At 47.8% G+C, this 23742-nt stretch carries 27 protein-coding genes and 1 pseudogene; 7 read left to right on the plus strand and 21 right to left on the minus strand.

Going from position 1 to position 23742, the window contains the following annotated elements:
• Nucleotides 1-9: 9 nt before the first annotated feature.
• Nucleotides 10-987 (minus strand): magnesium/cobalt transporter CorA, encoded by a 978-nt coding sequence (gene corA, locus ODZ53_RS15150; protein WP_007717563.1) that lies wholly within the window; start codon nucleotides 985-987, stop codon nucleotides 10-12.
• A gap of 130 nt (nucleotides 988-1117) precedes the next feature.
• On the opposite strand from corA, the gene ODZ53_RS15155 reads away from it, so the two are divergent.
• A complete protein-coding gene (locus ODZ53_RS15155) occupies nucleotides 1118-1525 on the plus strand; it encodes a TIGR04086 family membrane protein (RefSeq protein ID WP_012685589.1) in 408 nt (135 codons plus the stop codon).
• Nucleotides 1526-1574: 49 nt separating this feature from the next.
• Here the strand turns inward: ODZ53_RS15155 and yajC are convergent, their stop codons facing one another.
• The 9 genes from yajC to ODZ53_RS15200 form a co-directional block, all read right to left on the minus strand.
• Nucleotides 1575-1895: a preprotein translocase subunit YajC gene (gene yajC / locus ODZ53_RS15160; protein WP_016739221.1), complete on the minus strand. Its 321-nt coding sequence runs from the start codon at nucleotides 1893-1895 to the stop codon at nucleotides 1575-1577.
• 18 nt (nucleotides 1896-1913) lie between these two features.
• Nucleotides 1914-3044 (minus strand): tRNA guanosine(34) transglycosylase Tgt, encoded by a 1131-nt coding sequence (gene tgt / locus ODZ53_RS15165; protein ID WP_012685587.1) that lies wholly within the window; start codon nucleotides 3042-3044, stop codon nucleotides 1914-1916.
• A 117-nt stretch (nucleotides 3045-3161) separates the two neighbouring features.
• Complete coding sequence (queA, locus tag ODZ53_RS15170) at nucleotides 3162-4190, minus strand: tRNA preQ1(34) S-adenosylmethionine ribosyltransferase-isomerase QueA (RefSeq protein ID WP_372678047.1); 1029 nt, start codon at nucleotides 4188-4190, stop codon at nucleotides 3162-3164.
• A 43-nt stretch (nucleotides 4191-4233) separates the two neighbouring features.
• On the minus strand, nucleotides 4234-6168 hold the full coding sequence (locus ODZ53_RS15175) for a SpoIID/LytB domain-containing protein (RefSeq protein WP_372678049.1): 1935 nt from the start codon (nucleotides 6166-6168) through the stop codon (nucleotides 4234-4236).
• Between the two features lie 163 nt (nucleotides 6169-6331).
• A complete protein-coding gene (locus ODZ53_RS15180) occupies nucleotides 6332-6550 on the minus strand; it encodes a DUF2905 domain-containing protein (RefSeq protein WP_047072769.1) in 219 nt (72 codons plus the stop codon).
• Nucleotides 6547-7545, minus strand: coding sequence for a Holliday junction branch migration DNA helicase RuvB (gene ruvB / locus ODZ53_RS15185; protein ID WP_199929008.1), 999 nt, complete (start codon nucleotides 7543-7545; stop codon nucleotides 6547-6549). The genes ODZ53_RS15180 and ruvB overlap by 4 nt, the downstream gene beginning before the upstream one ends.
• Before the next feature lie 4 nt (nucleotides 7546-7549).
• Entirely contained in the window at nucleotides 7550-8167 is a 618-nt protein-coding gene (gene ruvA, locus ODZ53_RS15190; RefSeq protein WP_012685581.1) for a Holliday junction branch migration protein RuvA, read from the minus strand.
• Nucleotides 8164-8664 (minus strand): crossover junction endodeoxyribonuclease RuvC, encoded by a 501-nt coding sequence (gene ruvC / locus ODZ53_RS15195; protein ID WP_012685580.1) that lies wholly within the window; start codon nucleotides 8662-8664, stop codon nucleotides 8164-8166. Before ruvC ends, ruvA begins: the two co-directional genes overlap by 4 nt.
• 161 nt (nucleotides 8665-8825) lie before the next feature.
• Complete coding sequence (locus ODZ53_RS15200; protein ID WP_007724527.1) at nucleotides 8826-9017, minus strand: hypothetical protein; 192 nt, start codon at nucleotides 9015-9017, stop codon at nucleotides 8826-8828.
• A gap of 132 nt (nucleotides 9018-9149) precedes the next feature.
• On the opposite strand from ODZ53_RS15200, the gene ODZ53_RS15205 reads away from it, so the two are divergent.
• Nucleotides 9150-10235, plus strand: coding sequence for a hypothetical protein (locus ODZ53_RS15205; RefSeq protein ID WP_372678052.1), 1086 nt, complete (start codon nucleotides 9150-9152; stop codon nucleotides 10233-10235).
• Nucleotides 10236-10320: 85 nt separating this feature from the next.
• Here the strand turns inward: ODZ53_RS15205 and ODZ53_RS15210 are convergent, their stop codons facing one another.
• Nucleotides 10321-10893 (minus strand): BofC C-terminal domain-containing protein, encoded by a 573-nt coding sequence (locus tag ODZ53_RS15210; RefSeq protein ID WP_372678054.1) that lies wholly within the window; start codon nucleotides 10891-10893, stop codon nucleotides 10321-10323.
• A 215-nt stretch (nucleotides 10894-11108) separates the two neighbouring features.
• On the opposite strand from ODZ53_RS15210, the gene ODZ53_RS15215 reads away from it, so the two are divergent.
• Nucleotides 11109-13097: a bifunctional 2',3'-cyclic-nucleotide 2'-phosphodiesterase/3'-nucleotidase gene (locus ODZ53_RS15215; protein WP_012685577.1), complete on the plus strand. Its 1989-nt coding sequence runs from the start codon at nucleotides 11109-11111 to the stop codon at nucleotides 13095-13097.
• Nucleotides 13098-13153: 56 nt separating this feature from the next.
• Here the strand turns inward: ODZ53_RS15215 and ODZ53_RS15220 are convergent, their stop codons facing one another.
• Complete coding sequence (locus ODZ53_RS15220) at nucleotides 13154-14182, minus strand: phosphotransferase (RefSeq protein ID WP_372678056.1); 1029 nt, start codon at nucleotides 14180-14182, stop codon at nucleotides 13154-13156.
• Nucleotides 14183-14495: 313 nt separating this feature from the next.
• Between ODZ53_RS15220 and ODZ53_RS15225 the strand changes: the two genes are divergently transcribed.
• The 3 genes from ODZ53_RS15225 (at nucleotide 14496) to ODZ53_RS15235 (ending at nucleotide 15718) form a co-directional block, all read left to right on the plus strand.
• Entirely contained in the window at nucleotides 14496-14633 is a 138-nt protein-coding gene (locus tag ODZ53_RS15225; RefSeq protein WP_372678058.1) for a hypothetical protein, read from the plus strand.
• Between the two features lie 207 nt (nucleotides 14634-14840).
• Entirely contained in the window at nucleotides 14841-15158 is a 318-nt protein-coding gene (locus ODZ53_RS15230; RefSeq protein ID WP_372678060.1) for a hypothetical protein, read from the plus strand.
• Between the two features lie 116 nt (nucleotides 15159-15274).
• The gene (locus ODZ53_RS15235) at nucleotides 15275-15718 is read left to right on the plus strand and encodes a hypothetical protein (RefSeq protein WP_238351926.1); all 444 of its coding nucleotides are present in this window, start codon (nucleotides 15275-15277) and stop codon (nucleotides 15716-15718) included.
• Between the two features lie 125 nt (nucleotides 15719-15843).
• Here ODZ53_RS15235 and ODZ53_RS15240 read toward each other — a convergent pair.
• The 6 genes and pseudogenes from ODZ53_RS15240 to ODZ53_RS15265 form a co-directional block, all read right to left on the minus strand.
• Nucleotides 15844-15966, minus strand: a pseudogene (locus ODZ53_RS15240) (LysM peptidoglycan-binding domain-containing protein); the annotation flags it as partial.
• Between the two features lie 78 nt (nucleotides 15967-16044).
• Nucleotides 16045-16908 carry a prephenate dehydratase gene (gene pheA / locus ODZ53_RS15245; protein ID WP_199929012.1) on the minus strand — a complete coding sequence of 288 codons (864 nt, stop codon included), beginning with the start codon at nucleotides 16906-16908 and terminating at the stop codon, nucleotides 16045-16047.
• A gap of 22 nt (nucleotides 16909-16930) precedes the next feature.
• Nucleotides 16931-17860, minus strand: coding sequence for a homoserine kinase (gene thrB / locus ODZ53_RS15250; protein ID WP_064200766.1), 930 nt, complete (start codon nucleotides 17858-17860; stop codon nucleotides 16931-16933).
• Nucleotides 17857-18939 carry a threonine synthase gene (thrC, locus tag ODZ53_RS15255; RefSeq protein ID WP_372678063.1) on the minus strand — a complete coding sequence of 361 codons (1083 nt, stop codon included), beginning with the start codon at nucleotides 18937-18939 and terminating at the stop codon, nucleotides 17857-17859. The genes thrB and thrC overlap by 4 nt, the downstream gene beginning before the upstream one ends.
• Complete coding sequence (locus ODZ53_RS15260) at nucleotides 18939-20240, minus strand: homoserine dehydrogenase (protein WP_372678065.1); 1302 nt, start codon at nucleotides 20238-20240, stop codon at nucleotides 18939-18941. The genes thrC and ODZ53_RS15260 overlap by 1 nt, the downstream gene beginning before the upstream one ends.
• Before the next feature lie 36 nt (nucleotides 20241-20276).
• Nucleotides 20277-20720, minus strand: coding sequence for an ACT domain-containing protein (locus tag ODZ53_RS15265; protein ID WP_012685570.1), 444 nt, complete (start codon nucleotides 20718-20720; stop codon nucleotides 20277-20279).
• 185 nt (nucleotides 20721-20905) lie between these two features.
• Between ODZ53_RS15265 and ODZ53_RS15270 the strand changes: the two genes are divergently transcribed.
• A complete protein-coding gene (locus ODZ53_RS15270; protein WP_007728640.1) occupies nucleotides 20906-21058 on the plus strand; it encodes a hypothetical protein in 153 nt (50 codons plus the stop codon).
• Nucleotides 21059-21109: 51 nt separating this feature from the next.
• On the opposite strand, the gene ODZ53_RS15275 is transcribed toward ODZ53_RS15270, so the two are convergent.
• The 3 genes from ODZ53_RS15275 to ODZ53_RS15285 form a co-directional block, all read right to left on the minus strand.
• Complete coding sequence (locus ODZ53_RS15275; RefSeq protein WP_064200763.1) at nucleotides 21110-22288, minus strand: NAD(P)/FAD-dependent oxidoreductase; 1179 nt, start codon at nucleotides 22286-22288, stop codon at nucleotides 21110-21112.
• 42 nt (nucleotides 22289-22330) lie between these two features.
• Nucleotides 22331-22786, minus strand: coding sequence for a helical membrane plugin domain-containing protein (locus ODZ53_RS15280; RefSeq protein ID WP_012685568.1), 456 nt, complete (start codon nucleotides 22784-22786; stop codon nucleotides 22331-22333).
• A gap of 288 nt (nucleotides 22787-23074) precedes the next feature.
• Entirely contained in the window at nucleotides 23075-23740 is a 666-nt protein-coding gene (locus ODZ53_RS15285; RefSeq protein WP_173604938.1) for a PilZ domain-containing protein, read from the minus strand.
• Nucleotides 23741-23742 lie beyond the last annotated feature (2 nt).

Here is a 23742-nt window from a genome sequence, read left to right on the forward strand (position 1 = left end):
TAGCACCAATTACAGCCACTTTCGCTTGCGGAAAATGTGAAGCATGGCAAACGTCATGGCTAGCATAATTACGAGTGCCACGATCAGCATATACGGTTCTGCTTCTTCACCCAGCCACGCGAAAGTATTCATCCCGAATAGTCCGGTGATAAATGTCAACGGAAGGATGATTGTGGAGATGATGGTAAGAACCCGCATCGTCTCCGTCGTTTTGGCGCTAATGATGGTGTAGTACGTATCCAACGCACCGTTAACCAGATCACGGAAGGTTTCCGTTGAATCCGAAATCCGTTCCAAGTGGTCTGTTAGGTCGGTGTAGAACGGAACGTTTTCCTCGGAAATGTCGAAGGAGTAACGGCCGTTGACGTTCGCGAAAATTCTTTTTTGCGGCATGATCACACGCCTGATTAAAATAATCGTTCGCTTCAACGCCAGGAACTCTTCGGTAATTTCCTCCATCTGATGTTCATAAATCTCGTCCTCCAGCTCGTCAATCCGCACACTAATCCGATCAATAATGGGAAAATATTCATCGGTAATCCCGTCTACAATGGCATACAGCAAATAGTCAGGACCTCTGTTCAAGTATGAAATGTTGCGGTGACACATGGCAGCGATCCGACCGATGGTATTCATCGGGGACTTGTGGATCGTCACGATGTAGTTAGGGCCGAGAAAAACGTTCAGTTCTACCGTTGTGATCTCGTCGTCACTTTCTTCATTGTAACGCAGGGCGTGAAAAACGAAGAAATAGTAGTCATCGTACTTGTCTACCTTGGCACGTGGACTGACGTGCAGGCAGTCCTCAATTGCCAGCGGGTGAAAGTCGAAAATCTTGGCAATATAGGGCAGTTCATTGTTTCCCACATCATACAGATCGATCCAGAGCAAATCCTCTGGTGATTTCAGCCATTGATCCTTCGTTGCCAGATCAACGTCGTGAAACATCTTCTGTTCAGAGTGGTTATAAAAGTACGTTTTGATCAATCTTCCTCACCCCCGTCTCGTTCCCCATCCATCATACGAAAATTCCTTTCAATGTTCAACGCGAAGATGAATACGTGAGCCAAGCCTCTCATATAGATGTACAAACACTTCCAATAAGGGGGTACATACCGTGCGAAGTGCATCCACCTCTGTACTGACCGGTCTATTGTATACGACATGTCTTGTTTTAATTGGAGCGTTGCTCGCGACCCTGCTCCTTAGCTTCACCTCGATACGAGAAGGCACGCTGCCCTATTTTACGTACGTAATCAATGCCATTGCCCTCTTGGTCGGGGGATACGTTACTGGACGTCGTTGCGGCGGCAAGGGCTGGTATTATGGCGGACTTACCGGACTCACGTACTTCCTCTTCATTCTCTTGATTGGCTTCCTTGGCTTTGACGCCCCGATGCAATGGGGAACCTTCCTGTTCTTGTTCGGTGCTTTTGGAGTAGCTGCATTAGGTGGGATTCTCGGTGTGAATTCGGCAAATTCCAACAACAAGCATAAACCTAAAGTTATCAAGCCACGCCGCTAAAACAAGACAGAAAAAAGCAGGTGGATCACCCACCTGCTTTTCGCATGTATTATTTGGATTCTTCTTTTGTTTCTTCGCTCTTCGTTAGTTCAGTCTTAGCAGGTTCGTTGCTGGAAGAAGCTACGTTGTTGATCGCTCCACGATCGAAAGTAACGTTTACGTTGTGAGCAATACGCAACGTAACAGTATCATCAGACAGGTCTTGGATTGTTCCATGCACTCCACCGATTGTTACGATCTTGTCGCCTTTTTTCAGAGCACCAAGCATAGCGTTGCGTTGTTTTGCCTTCTTTTGTTGCGGACGAATCAGCAAGAAGTAAAAAATCGCAAACATGATGATAATCGGTAAAAACTGAGTCAAGCCATCCATGAAAAAAATCCCCCTCGATTAAAAAGATCTATCTTCACCCAATCCATATTGAGCGAAAAACTGGTCGCGGAAATCTTGCAAGCGGTCTTCGGCAATCGCCTGACGCACCTGTTCCATTAACTTCACCAAAAAGTGCAGGTTATGGTAAGTAGTTAATCGGATACCAAAGGTTTCCTCCGACTTGACCAGGTGTCGGATGTAAGCACGTGTGTAATTTTTGCAGGTGTAGCAATCGCAATTTGGATCAAGCGGGGTAAAGTCTCGCGCGTATTTTGCATTACGGATGACCAGTCTTCCCTGGCTTGTCATGCATGTCCCATTGCGGGCAATTCTTGTCGGCAACACACAATCAAACATGTCGATGCCGCGGATCGCTCCCTCGATAAGAGCATCTGGTGAACCAACCCCCATCAAATAGCGGGCTTTGCTTGTCGGAAGCAATGGAACGGTATGCTCCAGCACTTCGTACATCAAAGGAAACGGTTCTCCCACGCTCAAACCACCGATCGCATATCCTGGGAAATCCATGGAAACGAGATCTCGTGCACTTTGTGCGCGCAAGTCGTTGAACATTCCACCTTGAACGATCCCAAACAACGCTTGCTCGTTTGGACGAGTATGCGCCTTTAGGCAACGCTCTGCCCAGCGGGTTGTTCGCTCCATTGATTTTTTTACGTAATCGTACTCCGCAGGATAAGGAGCACACTCATCGAATGCCATGAAAATATCGGCACCCAACGCGTTTTGAATCTGTGTCGCCTCTTCAGGACCAATAAACAGCTTCTCTCCGTTTAGGTGGGAACGGAAGGACACTCCTTCCTCCGTGATCTTGCGGAGGTTACTAAGGCTAAATACTTGAAAACCGCCGGAATCAGTCAGAATGGCACGGTCCCAATTCATAAAACCGTGCAGTCCGCCTGCCTCGCGAACAATTTCATGCCCTGGACGAAGAAACAAATGGTACGTATTACTGAGGATGATGCCCGCACCAATTGCTTTTAACTCCTCGGGGCTCATCGTCTTTACTGTCGCTTGTGTACCGACAGGCATAAAGACAGGGGTGTCAATCGTCCCATGAGGTGTATGTAGCTTACCGAGACGTGCACCAGTTTGTTTGCATGTTTTGATTAACTCGTAGCGTACAGCCAAATCTTTGCACTCCTCAAGCTATGTATGTAAGTCTTACCTATTATAGAAAAACTTCCGGGTGAAGTAAACCCACCTGACTAATAAGTATACACTTATACAGGTGGGTTGTTCACATTTCTATAAAATTAGCATCGCATCGCCAAAACTGAAGAAGCGATACTCCTCTTCGACAGCCGTTTTGTAGGCACGCATCACATTCTCTTTTCCAGCCAATGCACTCACAAGCATGACGAGCGTAGACTTCGGCAAGTGGAAGTTTGTCAGTAGCCCGTCCAGGATGGAAAACGTGTAGCCCGGATAAATGAAAATATCCGTCCAACCAGAGGTTGCCACCAGCTTTCCTCCATTCGCGCGCCCTACTGTCTCCAATGTTCGGCAGGATGTCGTCCCGACAGCGATTACTCTTCTACCTTCTGCTTTTGCCTGGTTCACCAGCTCTACTGTTTCTTCGGGAATCTCATAGTACTCCGCGTGCATGACATGCTCTTCCACGGAATCCGCTGATACAGGGCGAAAAGTCCCAAGTCCAACATGCAGTGTCACATAAGCCAGCTGTACCCCTTTTGCAGCGATTTGCTCCAAGTATGGCTTTGTGAAATGAAGCCCGGCTGTCGGAGCTGCCGCTGAACCGCGCTCTTTCGCATAGACTGTCTGGTAACGCTCGCTGTCCTCCAGCTGCGCGTGAATATACGGAGGCAAAGGCATCGAGCCTAATTGGTCGAGAATCTCATAAAAAATTCCCTCGTACAAAAAGCGCACGATTCGTCCACCTGTCTCTGTCACGTCTTCACAAACACAACGCAAAAGGCCGTTACCAAAAACCACTTCTGTCCCCGGCTTCATCCGCTTCCCGGGCTTCACCAGCGTCTCCCAACGATCGTCACCAAGTGATTTCAACAAAAGGATTTCTATTTTCGCACCAGTGTCAGCCTTTTCACCTATCAATCTGGCAGGTAAAACGCGACTGTCATTCATGACGAGTACGTCCCCTGCTTGGAGGTGATCGATTAGATTGGTAAATTGCTGATGAACGATATTGCCTGTTTGTTTCTCTAACACGAGCAATCTCGATGAAGTTCGGTCTTCTAGCGGGTGCTGGGCGATCAAATTCTCCGGCAAATCAAAATCAAATTGTTGCACGTCCACGAAATCGTTACTCCTTTTTGCGGTAGATCTTGTGGCAAACGACTTACTTTTCGATTGTCACATCCTGGTAGTAGTGTTGCAAGATATCTTTGTAGTCATACCCTTCCTCTGCCATCGCACGTGCTCCGTATTGCGAAACACCAAGTCCGTGCCCAAAGCCAGTACCACGGAAGATGAATTGCGAACCATTAATCTTTTCTACTTCAAACTTCGTGCTACGCAGAGGGGAGCCACCTTGTTGAAAAACAGAACGGAAAGCATCTGGTGAAGAAACGACGATTGGCTTCCCGTTTGCTTCCATCGCGATTACACGTCCAGATGGACCGCGCTCTATCACTTTCAGGCTCGTTACGTTTCCTGAAATGCGTGGAGCTTTGTTCTTGTCATGCACGGCATTGATCATGGCTGCGATCTCTGTAGCGGTAAACGGACCGCGCGTCCACGAATACGCATTTTCTTCTTTTACTTCTGAGAGGATTGTTACCTCTGCACCAGTAGGGAGTACGGACAACACCCGATTCGTCGTTGTACTTGGACCCGAGCGCAAATTGGTATTCTCGGTCGAAATGACCGCTATTCTTTGTCCGGCTGAATTGCTCTGGCCTGTTTCGGTTACCAGATCATTTCGTACATAGCCGCTCGTACCATCCGCTAAAGCCACACGATACCATACGCTTGCATTATCCATTGGATAGGTGTCTTTACTCTCGACAGATCGCAAATAAGGAACGGGATTGCCCCATACTTCTGTGCCATCCGCTGTCATACCGCCTGCGTTGGAATAGAAGAGCGACTCGGCTGGTTTGCCTTGGTAGTAAATGACTTCGCCTTCCGTCTCGTCGACGGCCTCACGCACATCATCAGACTCTTTTGTATAGCCATAATACGCCTGTTCGAAAACCGTATCGGACACATTAGCAACACCATACTTATTGCCTTGCCACACAGCACGAGTTCTCGACAGGACTGCCTGCGTTTTCAATGCTTCTATTGGCCAGCCTGGAGCCATTTCAGAGCCAACGACGCCATACAAATACTCTTCCATCGGAAGCTCATTTACTAGCGTTAAGTGACCATTGTATTCCGACAGCTCCATCTCTCCGCGATATGTGCGCTGCTCTCGTTCCACAACGCCAATCACCGTTTCATCGTCTGCTTTATTCGCGTCAACTGTCAGCTTAACTTGAGGGGAGAATACATACTTCCAAATCACTTCATCCGGTGATCCGTATACATCCTGCTTTAATATAACATATGAATGGCTGTCTGGCTCCTGATAGGAGAAAGAAGGGAATGCAGCGTTTGCTCTTCGTTTCAATTCTTTCACGGCATCTGGACTAACCTCATCACCGATCCAAACGGCATACTTTACTTTATCCCCCTCTGATACCATCACGGGATAAGCAGGAATACCCGCTGCTTCAAAGGACGCTTGCCATTCTTGCGCTTCCTTTAAGCTTTTGAATTTACCCGCTTCGAGTCGATGCGGGCCTTTTACCAGCGGATTCTGCCCGATTGCTTGGGCAACTGTTTTTGCCTGATTCGCAGCAGCCTGATACGTGTCGTACGTTCCGCTTACAACCTGATAGACGGTCTGACCGTTACGTTTTGCCACCTGGATCGAACCCTCGTATTTTCGTTGGCTCATTTGCTGTGCAATCTGCTGTGCGCGATTCCAGTCACCTGTTTCGGCAACGATCAGATGATATTCATCAACTCGGTAACGAGCTGCATCTCCCTTTAATTCGGGTAAATCTGTCTTGCCTTCGGGTCCATTGAGCACGACCTCCATTCCATTTGCAGCAGTTAGCGTAATGGAAGGAATTACTCCCCGATAGCCTTGTCCTGTGTCCACAAATAGCGCAACCCTAATATTGTCGCCGGCTGCCTGCGCTGGTTCATGTCCTCCTACGAGAACTACTGATAGCAGGCCCACCGAAAGGACTTTCCCCATCCATTTCTTTCTCATGTCGTCCATTGTCCTTTCTTCACCTGATTTTCAACAAAAATTGGCATGTCTTCCCACTTGTTTTTTCGACAATCGTCGGCTGATCTCCTGCCTTTTTCGTAAAATGGGACCAAACGCCCGCACACACAAAAAAACCACCGGAACGATGAGCTCCGATGGCCTGCACACTTGCTTATTTAAACAACCGAAATAGATACATGCCAAGAGACAGGACGATGCTAATCACAATACAAGTCACAATCGGAAAGTAGAATTTGACGTTTTCCTTTTCTACCACGATATCTCCCGGCAAACGCCCCAGCGGCAAAAATCTGCCTCCTACCTGCCACAACAGACCGATTATGATTAAAGCAGCACCACCAATAATAAGTAGCTTGGCTACAGGATTCACGATTTCATCTCCCGACCAAAGTGTTGGTACGCACTTGGGGTGAGTACACGCCCCCGGGGCGTCCGCTGCATAAAGCCAATCTGCATGAGGTATGGCTCGCAAACATCTTCCACCGTCTGTGACTCTTCTCCGATTGTTGCTGCGATCGTATCAAGCCCAACCGGCCCACCGTCAAAACGATCAATAATCGCTAGCAACAGTTTGTGGTCGATATGATCGAGACCGCAGGTATCTACTTGCAATCTTTCCAGCGCTTCTTTGGCAATCTCTGTCGTAATGACGCCTTCGCCTTTTACTTGGGCAAAATCGCGAACCCGCTTTAGCAAACGGTTTGCCACCCGGGGTGTTCCCCGTGAACGTCTGGCAATCTCCTCTGCCCCGCCTTCTCGAATGACGACCTGTAGGATGTCGGCTGCCCGTGAAACGATAAAGGTCAGTTCCGGGACTGTATAAAACTCCAGACGATTGACAACCCCAAAGCGATCTCGAAGCGGCGCGGAGAGCATTCCAGCCCGCGTCGTAGCCCCGACCAGTGTAAATGGCGGCAAATCCAAACGAACACTGCGAGCGCTTGGCCCTTTACCGATAATGATGTCCAGTGCAAAATCCTCCATCGCCGGATACAGAACTTCCTCGACGCTTCGGTTGAGCCTGTGAATCTCGTCAATAAACAGGACATCGCCTTCTTGCAAATTCGTCAAAATCGCTGCCAAATCACCGGGACGCTCAATTGCTGGACCAGAAGTCGTGCGGATATTCACACCCAGCTCATTTGCAATAATTTGCGATAGAGTCGTCTTCCCCAGACCAGGAGGACCGTACAGCAGTACGTGGTCCAACGACTCTTTCCGCATTTTGGCCGCTTCAATAAAAATTTTCAGGTTTTCCTTCACATGCTGCTGACCGATGTATTCGTTTAAATAGCGAGGACGGAGGCTCAGCTCCGCCGCATCTTCTTCCAAATTCATGTGCGTCGTAATGATCCGAGAATCCAAAATCCTACCCCCTCATGAGCAACGCAAGCCCTTGTTTGATGAGCTTTTCTACACCATCGCCCTCTTTTGATTTCTCAGACAGCGTGTTTCTGATTTTTTGCAGTTCACCATCAGAGTAACCCAGTGCAGTCAACGCATCGAGTGCTTCGTTCAGTGCAGACACAGCTTGCTCGCCTGCTGTCAAATCACCCGCTGCAACAGTCAAAATCGCAGATGGTGTGTACCCTACCAATTTATCCTTCAAATCGAGGATAATGCGCTGGGCTGTCTTTTTCCCAATCCCCGGAAATTTCGTCAAATAGGTAACATTCTCCTGTTGAACCGCCATCACTAGCTGCTCAGGCGTTGCAGCGGCCAGAATAGCCAATCCGCCCTTTGGACCAATTCCGCTAACATCAAGCAGCTTTCGGAACAAATCGCGTTCGTCACGGGTAGCGAAGCCGTACAGCAGGATGGCATCTTCCCGCACGTGGTGGTGGGTAAACAATTTGGTTTTGTTGCCTTCATACCGAACGAATTGGTACGGGTTTGGGCAAAACAGTCGATAACCAATTCCACCCGTTTCGATAACTATGTATTCCGAATCGAGATAACTAAGTGTACCTTCTACAAAATCAATCATTTCTTGACCCCTTCCGAAATGGAAATGAACGCTCGAAACTGTGCGTGCGTAATCGCAATGCCCAATGCGTCCGCCACGTCGTCAGGCTTTGGTACTTCTTTTAACCGCAATAGGAGCTTCGTCATTTCCTGTATTTGCTTCTTCTCTGCTCCCCCGTATCCAGTCACAGCTTGCTTGACCTGCATCGGGGTATATTCATAGACCGGCACACCAGCCAGCTCTGCTGCAAGGATAATAACCCCTCGCGCTTGACCAACAGTAAAGGCCGTCGTCACGTTTTTATTAAAGAAAAGCTTTTCGACGGACATTTCATCGGGACGATAGGTTTCCAGAAGGCTCTGCATTGCCTCAAAAATCTGTTTCAATCTAAGCGGTACTGGCAATCCAGCTTCTGTTTGAATGCTTCCATATTGGACGGGACGCAATTGGCTGCCCTCTTTATCCACAACCCCGAAGCCAACAATCGCAATGCCAGGGTCAATTCCTAAAATGCGCATAGTCCACTCTCCGTGAGCAAAGATTCTACTCTCTACTGTAACACAAAGCACCCAAAAAGCGAACGTGTATTTCCATTTCATATCCAAGTTCAAAAAGTCGACTTTTGAACAGAAATAAAAAAACCCGCTCCCTATAAAAGGAACGGGTTATACGGCGTCTGTTAGTGTTTGTTCATTCCGAATGAATCCGACACATCATGCTGCATGTGGGCATAGTCGTCTACGCCACTTTGCATGTGCTCTTTGATCTTATTGATCTGTTGGTAATTGAGCTTGTTGTGCCCCTGGTTCAACTGAACGTACAAACGCTGATGGAACTGGTCTTTGTAGCTACCTCTAGGCATGGTAGACATGGTCTAAAGACTCCTCCTTCGATCACCGTATGAAATCAGTATGGCGTAAGCGCAATGGTGTTATGATACCAAGATTTACGCCACATATGTCAGACGTCTTATTGAAACGATAAGCTGTGGAGGTGTTGGTTATTGCGCAGCAAAGTCCTTATTTTTTGTATCTATTTTCTCGCAATCGCACTGTCCATGCCATACTATGCGCTTGCCAAGATCAAGAATGACATCAAGGTCACCGTATCGGTGTCACCCGATTCCTCCTTCCAAACGACCATGTCCTTCCCTGATCAAAAACAATTTACGAAGCGGATATTGGGCTCTGCTATCGAAGTTGCCTCCTATAACCCACATTGGGTACGCGCTACATTGACCGTAAAAAAACGAATGTATGTATATGATCACGATGGTCAGCTTTATGAAAAAGAAATGCCACGTCGCTATGTGTTGGCAAATGATGTTCGCCAGCAGATCGAAGAAATGGTCAAGTCCGTAGAGGCAGTCCATTTTGCACAAGCCATTCCTTGGGAACAGGTGAAAAAAACGTTAAAACGGATGGAGTTCGGTACGGTAATTGATTTAGAGACAGGACAACGTTTTGATGTCCAACGCAGAGCAGGTAGTCGTCATGCCGATGTTCAACCGTTGACACGCAAGGATACACAGATCATGAAGAACATTTATCAGGGAAAATGGTCGTGGAAGCGCAGAGCCATTCTGGTTGAGGTAGACGGTACTTATTTTGCTGCATCCATGCACGGAATGCCTCATGGTGCTGGTGCGATTAAGGGAAATGAATTCCCGGGGCATTTTTGCATCCACTTTTTTGGTAGCTCCACCCATCGGCGCTCAGAGCCCGATCCCAGTCACAGCATGATGATTCTCAAAGCCTCTGGAGCACTTGCGACTACACTAAAAGGGGCGTCTCCTGAAGAATTGGTCGGCTATTTCCTCACCGCTCTGCATGAGCACGACACCCATTCGATGCGAATGACAACAGACGGTTTCACACTTCCAGAAGAACTTTCCGCGATCGAATCTGTTCGAACGTCAGAAATTGTCATCCCTTCAGACGAACGTGGTCCCCTCTTGATAGAGGTTCCTGTTCGGCTCGCGTACATCGCAGAGGAAGGCGGGAATTTTCGACGAACATGGAAGTTTCTTTTGCGCCGTGAAGTCCCGGGGGAACGCTGGAGAATCATTGCGGTTGAACTAAATCCGTAGCCATGGAAACAAAAATCCCTTTCCAGTCCATACGTGCTTGTTACACGAAAGGCTCGAAAGGGATTTCTTTTCGGTTTACCCGTATTCATTGTCCGCTCCATTGGTATTCGCCATAGGTAGACAATACACTGTTATACTCTGCCAAATTCCGAATGCGAATCCCCCGTTTCAGATTCTCCCATTCCTCTTTTGGCAGACTCGCTTCCATTTTTGCCGTATCGATTCGATAAAAGGTTTGCACGACATCTTGTTCAACAGGCAGACCATGAAACAGGGCAAGCATGCCGTCCGCAGCTATTCCGATATGTCCATTCTCCTTGCACGTAGGCGCTATATCCTGCTCGCGTTTCATTAAGAGCATCTTGACGGGCTCGGCTTGTACAATTTCCCATCCATTATAGTTGCCCATGGCGTCTGCCAGTTGATTCGGACGAACCGATACATGTTCTTCATCTCGCACCCCACACAAATAATGGCGAGCTAAAACCAGTTCGTACGAATTACCTGCGACTACATCTGCTTTACCAGTATGGTTCAGTAAGCGCGTAAGACCCGAATCGTTTCCATCTTTACCCAAAAATACGATACCAGCTACAACGCCTGTAACGAAAGCTACACCCCACGTCGCGTAAACCATCCACTTTTTCTTCTCAGTCAAATAGAACCCCTTCTTTTATAGGCTTTTCTTCCTATCATTACCACAAAGAAACAGGGGCATACGCGACTAAAGTGGGATTGACGTTATATTTTTTTACTTTTGTCAATACAAAAAATTAATATACTATTTCATCTAGCTATCTATCCAGCCTTCAAATCTAATGATAAACTATTTTTGCTTGGCATTATTGTAAACTTATGGAGGTCATTTCAAACATGAAAAAAACGAACAAAAAAATGCTGACTGCTTTTCTCCTCAGCACTTCTTTGGTTGTTGGCGCACTCTCTTTTCCTCTTACTCCTGTAAGCGCGCAAACAGGTTCTGTCCTCAAGCTCCGCCTTTTGGAAACGACAGATATCCACACCAACATCGTGAACTATGACTACTATCAAGACAAAAACACAGACGAGTTTGGCCTCGCAAAAACAGCGACATTGGTCAAAAAAGCAAGAGAAGAAGCGAAAAACAGCATCCTAATCGACAACGGTGACTTGTTGCAAGGAAACCCGTTGGGCGACTACGTGGCAAAAATTGACCCGTTGAAAGCTGGAGATACTCACCCTGCTTACAAAGCAATGAACCTGATGGACTATGATGTTGCCAATATCGGTAACCACGAGTTCAACTTTGGTTTGGACTTCTTGGGCACCAGCTTGAAAGGTGCGAAATTCCCTTATATTAATGCCAATGTCTATGTAGACGACAAGGACAAAAACCCTAACAATGACAAAAACATGTTCACTCCTTACGAAATCCTGGAGCGTACTTTTAAAGATGAGAACGGCAAAGATGTAAAACTCAAAGTAGGCGTAATCGGTTTTGTTCCTCCACAAATTATGCAGTGGGACAAGGCTAACCTGGAAGGAAAAGTAATCGCGAAGGACATCGTGGAAACTGCCAACAAATTCGTACCTGAAATGAAGAAAAAAGGTGCGGACATCATTATCGCAGTTCCTCACTCCGGAATTGGCCCTATCGAGGGTGGTCCTCAATTGGAGAACGCTAGCTACCAGCTGAGCAAAGTAGATGGTATCGACGCGATCTTGTTCGGACACTCCCACTCCGTATTCCCTGGTCCTGGATTCGATAAAATTCCAGGCATTGATGCAGAAAAAGGAACGCTCAACGGTAAACCAGCTGTTATGCCTGGCTTCTGGGGTAACCACCTCGGCGTGATCGACCTGACGCTGAAACAAGAAAACGGAAAATGGAAAGTAGCTGAGTCCGCTACGAAAGTTGTTCCGATTTATGACAAAGCAAACAAAGCATCCTTGGCTGATGCAGACAAAGCTATCGTAGAAGCAGTAAAAGAAGATCACGATAAAACAGTTGACTGGGTTCGCTCCGCTGTAGGGAAAACATCTTCCCCGATCTTCAGCTACTTTGCACTCGTGCAAGATGACCCATCTATCCAAATCGTAACCAATGCACAAAAATGGTTCGTTGAAAAAAACGTGAAGGGTACAGAATACGACGGCATTCCAGTTCTGTCTGCTGGTGCACCATTTAAAGCGGGCGGCCGTAACGGAGTGAGCTACTACTCCAATATCCCAGCTGGTACAATCGCCATCAAAAACGTATCTGACCTATACATCTACCCGAACACATTGAAAGCGGTTCTGGTCGATGGTGCTACGGTGAAAGAATGGTTGGAGCGCTCCGCTGGTCAGTTCAACCAAATCGATGCGAAGAAAACAGATGAGCAACCACTCATCAACGAGTCTTTCCCAACGTACAACTATGATGTAATCGACGGTGTTACTTATCAAATCGATGTTACGCAGCCATCCAAATACGCTGTAGATGGAAAAGTAGCAAACAAAGATGCAAACCGCATCAAAAACCTGTCTTATAACGGCAAACCAGTAAAACCTGAAGACAAGTTCATCGTCGTAACCAACAACTACCGTGCAAGCGGCGGCGGTGCGTTCCCAGGTCTGGATGGCAAAAACATCGTAATCGATTCTCCAGATGAAAACCGTCAAATCGTAATCGACTACATCCTGAACCAAAAAAATATCGATCCAGCAGCAGACAATAACTGGTCTTTTGCTCCAGTAGATGCGAAGCTGAACGTTACCTTCACTTCTTCTCCTGACGCGAAACCATTCGCTGAAAAAATGTCCCATATCAAGTTCATCAACGTATTGGAATCTGGGTTTGCGAAATTCTCTATTGATCTGTCCAAGCCTGCTTCCAAGTAAGCTTGTCAACAAACACAAACATCCCTCTTGAAAGAGGGATGTTTTATTTTATCCGACTATCCAACAAAATGGTAATGCCCCCACGGAGAGCGCTGGAAGATTCGTTCTCCGTCGTTTAAAAAGCGTTGGCGATTTGCCATCACTTTGCCTTCCATTTGGATCAGCTGCATGACGCCCTTCATGTGGTAGCCTGGGCGCTGACTATACAAGCCCGTTACCTCCCGCAAGAAATTATCCGGATAGCGAAGCAATTGATGAACAGCCCAAATCTGCGTATCAGACAAATAGTTGACGTTACTATAGGCTTCCATCGCTTCTACAAAGGAATCCATGCGGTACTCCTGCATCAATAGCATCCGCGACATCAATTGTACAAGGTCAACAAGCTGAAGATCATGCCCTACGGTATCAAGGTCGATCAAATAGCAATTGCCTCGCTCCGTAAGCAAAAAGTTATGACTCGCCACGTCTCTGTGAGCGAGTGTCCCCCTCTCCATGGCTAAAAACATTTCTGGCGTCAAAGGCAGCTTGTAGGCAGATTGCAGCAGCTCCTTGCCATCCCGAAGGACATGATCTGCCTGTTGGGAAATGAGTTGCTCCAGTTTTGTCTGTGGTCCCTTCTGTTCAAGCGACCACATCAATCGCTCAAAGTATTCCAAGCGGCTCTCCCATTTATCTAAAAGAGCCGGTTTTCCTTCATACGCATAGGAATGAGCAATAGGAAAACCCTGAGCTGCAACATGAAAACGCGCCAATGTCTCTGCTGTTTTTTTCACATCGAAAAGAGAACCGTTATCTGCTTCATGCCCATCAATCATTTTCATGATGGTGTAATGGCGGTCTTCAAATGTAAAAAATTTTGCCCCTTCCTGACTCGCCACATACTGCACCGTATGATGAAAGCCCTTTTGGTATAGGGCATCTGCTAACTCTGTCACCCACACAGCTTTTTCGACCTGCTTATATCCTTTGAGTATCCAATGGCCCCGGTCTGTTTTTAACAGGTTGACGTTTCGCTTCGGCTTTACCCCGTAGATTTGACAGCGAAAAGCCTTTTCAATGGTGGATAAGATTCCTTTGTTCATCCCATACCCTCTCAGTAAGAAGAGGATTCTTCATGCCCATCTCCCCAGTTCGGCCAAACCCCTTGTTCAGGCATGGAAGCCATACACGGGGAAGGCGGGAACATCATGTTATTGTGAATCCCCTGTGGAGAACGATTGTACTTGCCTTTTCGGCCTCTGTACTCCATGACTTCAGAAGAACACTCACATGATGATGACTCCACTGGTTCCGGGCACACAGGCTTCTTCGCTCGTGGCCGCTTTAATGGCATGGGTGGAAATGGTGGTGGGCATGGATAAGGAAACGGCATCGGTCTGATCGGTGGTGGGACCATTGGAAATGGATGAATGGGTCGAATTTGTTCTGGACTCACAATCGGGCGGCGACTTGGATAAAATGGGCCATTCCACGGGTTCACGAACGGTGGGCAGGGAGGAAATGGCGGGCATGGTGGTGGGAATGGTGGCATGAACGGCGGTCGGAATGGCGGGAATGGGCGCACCTGTGGCATCAGCCTGCGCTCTTGCTCCGGACTTACCCTCGTTGTTGGTTTCTGCTTCTGTTGCGGGCTCACTTTTGAAGGTGGCTTGAGCTGCTGTTGTGGGCTCACCTTTGAAGTCGGCTTCTGCGGCCGCAACGGACTTACTCGTGGTGGGTAGGTAGGCTGCATCGGTTGTAATGGACTTACCCGCGGTGGGAAGTTTGGCTGCATCGGTTGCAACGGGCTTACCCGCGGTGGGAAGTTTGGCTGCATCGGTTGCAATGGGCTTACCCGTGGCGGTGGATAGTTTGGCTGCATCGGTTGCAATGGGCTTACCCGTGGCGGTGGATAGTTTGGCTGCATCGGTTGCAATGGGCTTACCCGTGGCGGTGGATAGTTTGGCTGCATCGGTTGCAACGGACTTACCCGTGGTGGATAGTTTGGCTGCATCGGTTGCAAGGGGCTTACCTGTGGCTGCGTGCAAGGTGGGCATACATTTGCTGGCGGTCGTATAGGCTGTAAGGGCAAGACCTGAGTCGGTGGTCTATATGGAATGTAGGGCACATTTTGATTCGGTGGAATCGCTGGTGGATAAATATACGGACTCACTCCGGTTGGAGGTGGAGTCGGTATGAGTGGACGCATAGGAACAGGTGGAACAGGAGGCAGCACATTTGGATTACCTGAAATGTTCGGTGGTTTATACGGTGTTGGCTTTTCAATCGGTTTTTCGATCGGTTTTTCACTTGGCTTCTCGATTGGTTTTTCGATCGGCTCCGTTGGTGGTGGAGGTGGTAATGTTGGTGGTAATGTTGGTGGTAGTGTTGGTGATTCCGTTGGCCTGACTATCTCTGGTGAAACAGAAGGGACTGGTGGTCTTGGCATTTCTTTGGGAGGTCTAGGCATCTCCTTGGGTGGCCTCGTAGGAATGGGAGCCGGTGGTAGAGTAGGTCTGATCTCCTCTCTGGATTCGATTTCCACTTCTCCTGATTCTTCCGGCTCAATGGGCCGCCTTTCAATTTGTTGCGGAACCTCCATCTCTTCCTCTTCCGTAATCGGTCTTTCTTTCACATAAGGGGCCGCCTCACTCATTGGATGCGGGGGCGTCGTTCTTTGTGGTGGTCGGACAGGAACTTGTTTCGCCGGAATCTTGATTCTCGCTCCAGGATAAATTGTATCGGGAGTTTTTAATTGACTATTAAGGCGTAACAGTTCTTTGTAATCGACGCCGTATCTTTTGGCGATCTTCCACATCGTATCGCCTTTTTGGACGATGTGTATTCTCAATGTTTTTCTCCTCCCTTGCACCAAACTCCCTAACATCGTATGCAGTCATGGGCGTTTTGCTCCTTGACGTCATTCCTTTGTTGGGAGGGAGTAGAAAAAGAAAAAACCAATCCTCTAGGAATTGGTCTGATGCATATAAAATGGATACGTCCCGAGCTGACGAACTTGACAACCAATGGCTTCAATCTCCGCAAACGCTCCTGGCAGCAAGACATCGTCCATCTTCTGCTCAATGTCGATGACAAAAAAATAGCTTCCGAGTGCTTTCTTCGTCGGACGTGATTCGATGCGAGACAAGTTGACCTTTCTCCAAGCAAAAGCAGCAAGTACTTGATACAATGCTCCCGGGAAATCTTCTGGTAGCGTGACCAGTATCGTCGTCTTTTCCTTGCGGGAAACCGGTAGATCAAGACTTTCCCGACCGACGAGAACAAAGCGCGTATAGTTATTCGAATAATCTTGAATTTGTTCACGCGCAAACTCCAATGGATAGATCTCTACATTTAATCGAGTACCAACGGCAGCCCATGGCTCTTCTGGATGCTCACTTACCATTTTTGCAGCCAATGCCGTACTGTTTACTGTTTCGATCGCTGCTTCCGGCAAATTCTCACGCAAAAAGTTGTGGCTTTGTGCAATCGCTTGAGGATGTGACAGCACTCTCGTAATCGCGGACAAAGGAATTGGGTGCTCTCGTTTTGCCACAAGCAAATTTTGCGTAATCGGCAAGGCGAGCTCTGCCAAAATAGGCAGCTCTACTTCGTGAATGAGCCAATCCAGTGTAGAATTGACCGTTCCTTCAATGGAGTTTTCCATCGGTACGACACCGTATGCCACTTCCTCTTTGGAAACACCGTCTAGTACTTCAATAATACCTGGGTACGGAACGAAAGATAGATTTTGTCCGAGCGACAGTATCCGTGCTGCTTCTTCGGTAAACGTTCCACGCGGTCCTAGAAAAGCAAGTTTCTTCTCCATGGCTACTCCTATCCACTATGGTCTATCTCTGATGGATTTCTACCTGTACGCCATTTTCGTCCGGTTGCAAGATCATCACGCGGTACGAGATGTCGTGTCCTTTCATCACTCTGTCCACAAATGCACGCAGCTTCTCTAATTCTTCATCCGAGGAGAAGAAACAGAGGATCGTCGGTCCAGCGCCGCTTAAAGCAGCTCCCAGTGCCCCGTGTTCAGTCGCTTTGTCCAGGATTTCGTTCAAGCCAGGTACAAGCTTTGCGCGATACGGCTGATGCAGCCGATCCGACATTGCCCGTCCCATCAGGTCGAGTCTGCCTTGTGCTAGTGCAGCAACTAGCAAACTACTATGACCCACATTATATACAACATCCTCTCTGCTGTACACCTGCGGCAAGACGTTCCGCGCTTTTTCTGTCGATAGCATGAATTCCGGGATCACAACGAGGGTCTGCAATCCAGCGGGAGCAGAAAACCGCACATAAGGAACGGGGTCTCCTGGTACTTCAGGCATCGTCGCAACAATGATACCTCCAAACATCGACGCACCCGCATTATCCGGATGCCCTTCCAGGCGTGTTGCCTTTTCAAACAACTGCTCACGCGTAAATGGTTCGCCAGCGAGATGATTAGCCGCTACGAGTGCACCTACAATCGCAGCGGCACTGCTTCCCAATCCTCTCGTCAGGGGAGCCTCACTGGAGGCACGGATCGCGAGCTCAGGAATGGCGAGACCTGCTTCTTGAAACAATCCAGCTGCAACCTTGTATAGAAGATTGTTTTTATCCGTCGGTGTTCCTTGTAGCTCCTTTCCCATCATCTCCACTGTTGTATGATCACTGATTTCCATTTCTACGACAGAATACAACTGGAAAGCCATTCCCAGCGCATCGAATCCCGGTCCCAGATTCGCTGTCGTTGCCGGTATGGTTACTTTTACACGTCGTCCATTCATGATACAAATTCTCTCCCACTTTGACGAACCAGCTCCATTACAGCTTCATGTGTCGCCGGAACAGAACGCGGCTCTTCACCTACCAGCTTCAAAGCGATATTGGGATCTTTTAGTCCGTTTCCAGTCAGTACGCACACGATCTGGCTGCCAGGTTGGAGCCTTCCAGCCTCATGCAGCTTGATAATCCCCGCCAGTGATGCTGCCGAGGCAGGCTCACAAAACACGCCTTCACTCTTCGCCAGCAAATGATAAGCATGTAAAATTTCTTCGTCTGTTACACTATCGACAAGACCGTTTGATTTGGAAATGGCATTCAAAGCGCCATCCTTGCTCGCTGGGTTGCCAATTCGAATCGCTGTCGCAATCGTTTCAGGGTTGGATACGGGTTCGCCGTGAACCAACGGAGCTGCTCCGGCTGCCTGGAATCCGTACATCTTAGGCAAGCGAGTCGATTTTTTGGCTGCGAAATATTCCTCGAAGCCCTTCCAGTATGCCGTAATGTTACCTGCGTTACCAACTGGAATAGCCAAAATGTCAGGAGCGTCTGTCAACGCATCGCACACTTCAAATGCCGCAGTCTTTTGTCCTTCGATCCGGTAAGGGTTCACGGAATTCACCAGTGTAATTGGCTCTTTCGCTGTGATTTCCCGAACAATATCCAGTGCTTCATCAAAATTACCGTCAATCGCGATGACTTCTGCACCATAGGCGATGGCCTGTGCCAGCTTGCCCAGTGCGATATTGCCGCTCGGGATCAGGACGATGCAACGCAATCCTGAACGTGCCGCATACGCCGCTGCTGCTGCTGATGTATTCCCCGTCGAAGCGCACATGATTGTGTTGCTTCCCTCTTCAACCGCTTTGGCTACAGCCATGACCATGCCTCTATCTTTGAAAGATCCGGTCGGATTGAGCCCCTCGTACTTGACGTACAGCTCCACCCCCAATTGTTTGGATAGGTTCGGGGCATGGATCAGCGGAGTGTTTCCTTCATGCAAGCTGACCAGCGGAGTTTTTTCTGTAATCGGGAGAAATTCCCGGTAACGTTCTAGGATGCCAGACTGTCTATTAAAAGCCATTATTTGTCTCCCCCTTCTACACGGTAGCAGCTCTGCACAGTTGATACGATATCCATCTGTTCCATGTAAGCCAGTACTGCATCCATGTCACTTTTTGAGGACATGTGTGTAATCATGATAATCTCTGCTTCACGTCCGTTGTTGAACGGTTGCTGGATCACCTGCTCAAGGGAAATATTTTTGTCAGCCAACAGCTGCGTAATTTGAGCAAGAACACCGCGTTTATCTGCAACGACGATACGCAGGAAGTATTTCGAGAATTTTTCACTGTCTTCTTTCAATACTTTTTCTTTGTATGGAGCAACCATTCCGCGCCCATTCACTCCTAGCTTTCTGTTTTTTACGACAGTGACCAGGTCAGACACGACGGCGGTAGCAGTCGGTAATTCACCTGCGCCCGGCCCGTAAAACATGGTTTCTCCTACCGCTTCCCCATGTACGTACACGGCATTAAAGACACCATTAACGGAAGCGAGTGGATGAGATTTCGGAATCAGAGTCGGCTGCACACTTACCTCAATCGCCTCTTCGTCACGACGAGCCAGCCCGAGCAGCTTGATTTCATAACCCAGCTGCTTGCCATAGGCGATATCTTCCTTGCTCACAGAACTGATCCCTTTTACGTCCACATCTTCGAGCTTCATCGGTACACGGAAGCCCAGCGTTGCCAGAATCGCCATTTTGCGAGCGGCATCAAAGCCTTCCACATCGGAGGTTGGGTCCTGCTCCGCATAGCCCAGTGCTTGCGCTTCTTTCAATACCTCGCTGTATTCTGCGCCCTCTTGACTCATTTTGGTCATGATGTAATTGGTCGTCCCGTTGACGATCCCCATCATTTTCGCAATACGGTCTGAGGAGAACCCTTCTACCAATGCACGTAATATCGGTATCCCACCTGCCACGCTTGCCTCGTAGAAAACGTCACAGCCTTTTTCTTGCGCTTTCTCTAAAATTTCGGCTCCGTGCAACGCCATCAGATCTTTGTTGGCTGTTACAACGTGCTTGCCTCGTTCGAGGGCACCCAAAATGTATTCCTTTGCAGGGTGAATGCCACCAATTACTTCCACAATGACCTCAATTTCCGGGTCATCCAAAAGACTTGCAGGGTCAGTGGTCAGTGTGCCCGCCATGGATGAAATATTGCGAGATTTTTCTGCATCCTGAACAAGAATACGGGAAATCTCAATGCTGAGACCGGTTTGCTTTTGCAAATCCTCCTGATGCGCTTCAATAATGCGTACGACACCAGTCCCGACTGTTCCAAACCCCATTAATCCCAATTTAATGCTCTGCTTCTCCATGTCTCTCTCCCCTGCCTTTTCTTTGATTGTTTTTTCTTAGCCCCTACCGACGATCATCGCTTTGCGAACGCCTGGGATCAGCTGCAAGCCATCCAAAAACTCCGTGCTAGATACGCGAAGATTAGCCATATCGACTGACATGGATATGGTAGCAATCCCTTGAAGTGGAATCGTCTGATTGATGGTCAATACGTTTCCACCTTGATCTGCTACATATGTGAGCACTTTGGACAAGTAACCTGACATGTGATCCAAAGAGAAAGTAAACGTCATAATTTTTTCGCTCATCATCGCATTGAACGGAAAAATGCCATCTTTGTACTTATAAAAAGCACTACGACTCAATCCCACCCGTTCAACCGCTTCATTCACGGTATCCACTTCGCCGGATTCCAGCATCTTCTTGGCTTCAATCGTTTTGGCAATCGATTCTGGCAGGATGTCAGATCGAATCAAGTAGAATTTTTCTTCCTTCTTCATGCGTTGTGTCCTCCTGAGAAAAACAGTTGTTTCTTCATAGAGGACATTATAACGGAAAGCATGGAATGTGACAATCCTTATCCGTCACTTTTTTTCATCCGATCCTATTTGGTTTACTTTGATTACATGAGGGGGAGCTTCTTCGCGCACAATAATGCGTATCGTATGGAGGAGGTGAAAGGCAAATGGCCGGACGTGGAAAGTCAGATAAATCGGAGCGCCGTAACAATCACCCAGCGGGTAAGCCAAGCAGTCTCGAACAGTTTGGCAATGACATGCGGGGCAAAAAGATGGCACAATCCCCAAACGTGATTGAAGATCCGAGCGGAAACGGATAAACAAGCACAAAAAAACCCGGGACATCATGATCCCGGGTTTTCCTGATTCGATTAGTATGCCAAAGACGACAGACCGTTGATATGAGTCAAGTAGCGAACGTTACTCGCTTCTTTCATCAAGGTTGCAGGCAGACCTTTCAGCTTCAATTGGCTTGCACCAATTGTACCGATTGCGTCTTTACGGCCCAAGCTACCCAATGTTCCGGAGAATACCGGCTTGAAGGTATCCATTTTGGTGCCGTTGAAGTGTGCGAAGAGGTTGTAACCTACTACCTCGCCCATTTGCCATGCCAGTTGAGCAGTTGGAGGGAATGGACGACCTTCTGGCCCCATTACGACCGCACTGTCACCTGCAAGGAATACATCAGGGTGAGAAGTGGATTGCAGGAATTCTGTAACAGTTGCACGTCCGCGGTTTACTTCCACGCCGCACTCAGCTACTACGCGATTTCCTTGTACGCCACCTGTCCATACCATTGTTTTGGTTTCAATGGTACCGCCATCCTTCAGACAAACTGTGGTTTCTTTCATTTCCGTTACAGGTACGCCTGTCAGGAACTGAACGCCGCGTTTTTCCAAGCTTGTTTTCGCACGCTCAACCAGGTCAGGAGCAAAACCAGCCAAAATGGATGGACCTGCTTCTACGCAGTAGATGGAAACGTCTGCAAAGTCTACGCCGTGCTTATGGCACAGATTTGGTAACATATCAGCGAATTCCCCAACCAGCTCGATACCTGTCAGACCGCCACCACCTACAACGAAGGTAGCATCTGCTTTATTTTTGCTCGTCTTGTATTCAATCACGCGCTCTTCGAGGTGTGCACGCAGACGATTTGCTTCTTCTACAGACTTCAGTGTAAAGCTGTGCTCTTGCAGACCTGGGATTCCAAAGAATGCGGTTTCACTTCCCAGCGCAATGACCAAAGCATCGTATTTGATGGACTCGCCGCTCGCCAATGTTACGCGTTGGGACTCGAGACCAATGTTTTCTACCGTGTCTACTACAAGGTTAATCTCCTTGCCACGCAGCAATCTTTCCAGAGGGAGCGCCACGTTTTGTTCAGACAGGTTTCCTACTGCCAAGCGGTGCAGTTCCGTAATGATTTGGTGAGTAGGAAAACGGTTTACTACCGTGATCGACGCTTCTTCAGCCGTCATGTATTTACGTGCAGTCAATGCGCTGAGCAAACCGCCATAACCGCCGCCTAGAATCAGAATATGCTTCGCCATGCCCAATCCTCCGTCCTTGTCTTCCATTCCATAATAAAAAAACTATCGTTTTTGTTGTTGACGTTCTGCAGTTACTTCCAGGAATGCTTGTGCGAAACGCAATGTTTTTTGTACTTGCGGATCCTTGAGCATTTTGAGAATACCGAACAAACCGATCGTAGACTCTTCTACATGAACACGGTCATTGGCTTCAATGGCTGCTTGCGCAATACCTTTTGCTTTATCAGAGATCGGTTTTACGAACTCTTCCATTCCGCCTTTGATGTCGTCGATCAATACATGATCATTTGCAACCGTTTGTACCAAATCATAGGTTTTGGTCAAAAGAGTTGTCAGTTCTGCCAATTTAGGCAGGTTCGCCACCAATATGTTCAGTGACTCTTGAATTTCTGGTTTCATCAACTGATCGAGTACATCTTGTTGCTGCGCTGGTGCCAGAGTAGCAGTGCTTGCTACTTCAGCAGCAGCTTGAGCTTGTTGCGTAGTTGTTTGAGACATAAAAAACGTCCTCCTTTGCTTTGGAATAGAGGCCTTCCATTCTCGATGCCTGTTCATACGAGTAACGGCCGCTATTCTCCCTGAAAATCCGGTAAAAAATTGCATGTAACATTTTTCACAAAGTAAAGCAAACAACGGATTCTTATAATAAAAAGTGAATGATTTCACAAATATTTATTCAGGAAAGCGCACACAACAAATCATGAAGTGAACAGGCTCGATTGAGAACTCTATGTACTCTACTATATACCTTCTTCACGGGAACATCAAAGGAAAAAAACCGCTTCCTTAGGAAGAAGCGGTAGTTGAGAGCTTTTTATAGTAATCTTTGATGAGTTCATGGTGCTTTTCATTGATATCCGTAAAGATTAATTCAATGATTGTTTGCTTGTCTTGGAACGTTTTTTCCACGATTTTCGCCATCATGACGATCTCCTGCGCTTGCTTCGGTATCTTGAAAGACAAATGGAGAAAATCGCCCTTTGACACATAACCGTCCGTTCCCAAAACAAGACGGGTAGGAGAGAATTTCAGCAACACTGCCTCGCCTTTTTCTTCGATCGGTCTAGCTCCCATCACCTTGTAAGGGACAGAAATACCGAGATCTGGGGAAATAGGATCCTGCTTGCGCTTTTGGGTAATTTCTACCCCTACACTAATCGGAATCATCCCTAAAAGCTTGATCGGCCAAATCGTTTGCTCCGAAACTACTTCCAAATCAATGGTGTTCACTGCCGCATCTGTTTCCCAACGAATGCGTACAGTTGTTCCGAGCAGCTCTGCTTTCGTTTCAGGCTTCATCTCATAGGAAACTACGAGATAATTGCCCTTTGCATGTTCAACCAAAACTTGGACAGGTGTCTGCACCTGCTTGGAGATGATTAGCGGTAGCGACGCACCGCGTTGGAGTCGTTTATCCCCCATAAATGGGTTCAGTGATGGGATATCAATCATGG

The organism is Brevibacillus sp. BD137, from assembly GCF_041644655.1.
GTDB classification, from domain to species: Bacteria; Bacillota; Bacilli; order Brevibacillales; family Brevibacillaceae; genus Brevibacillus; species Brevibacillus brevis_D.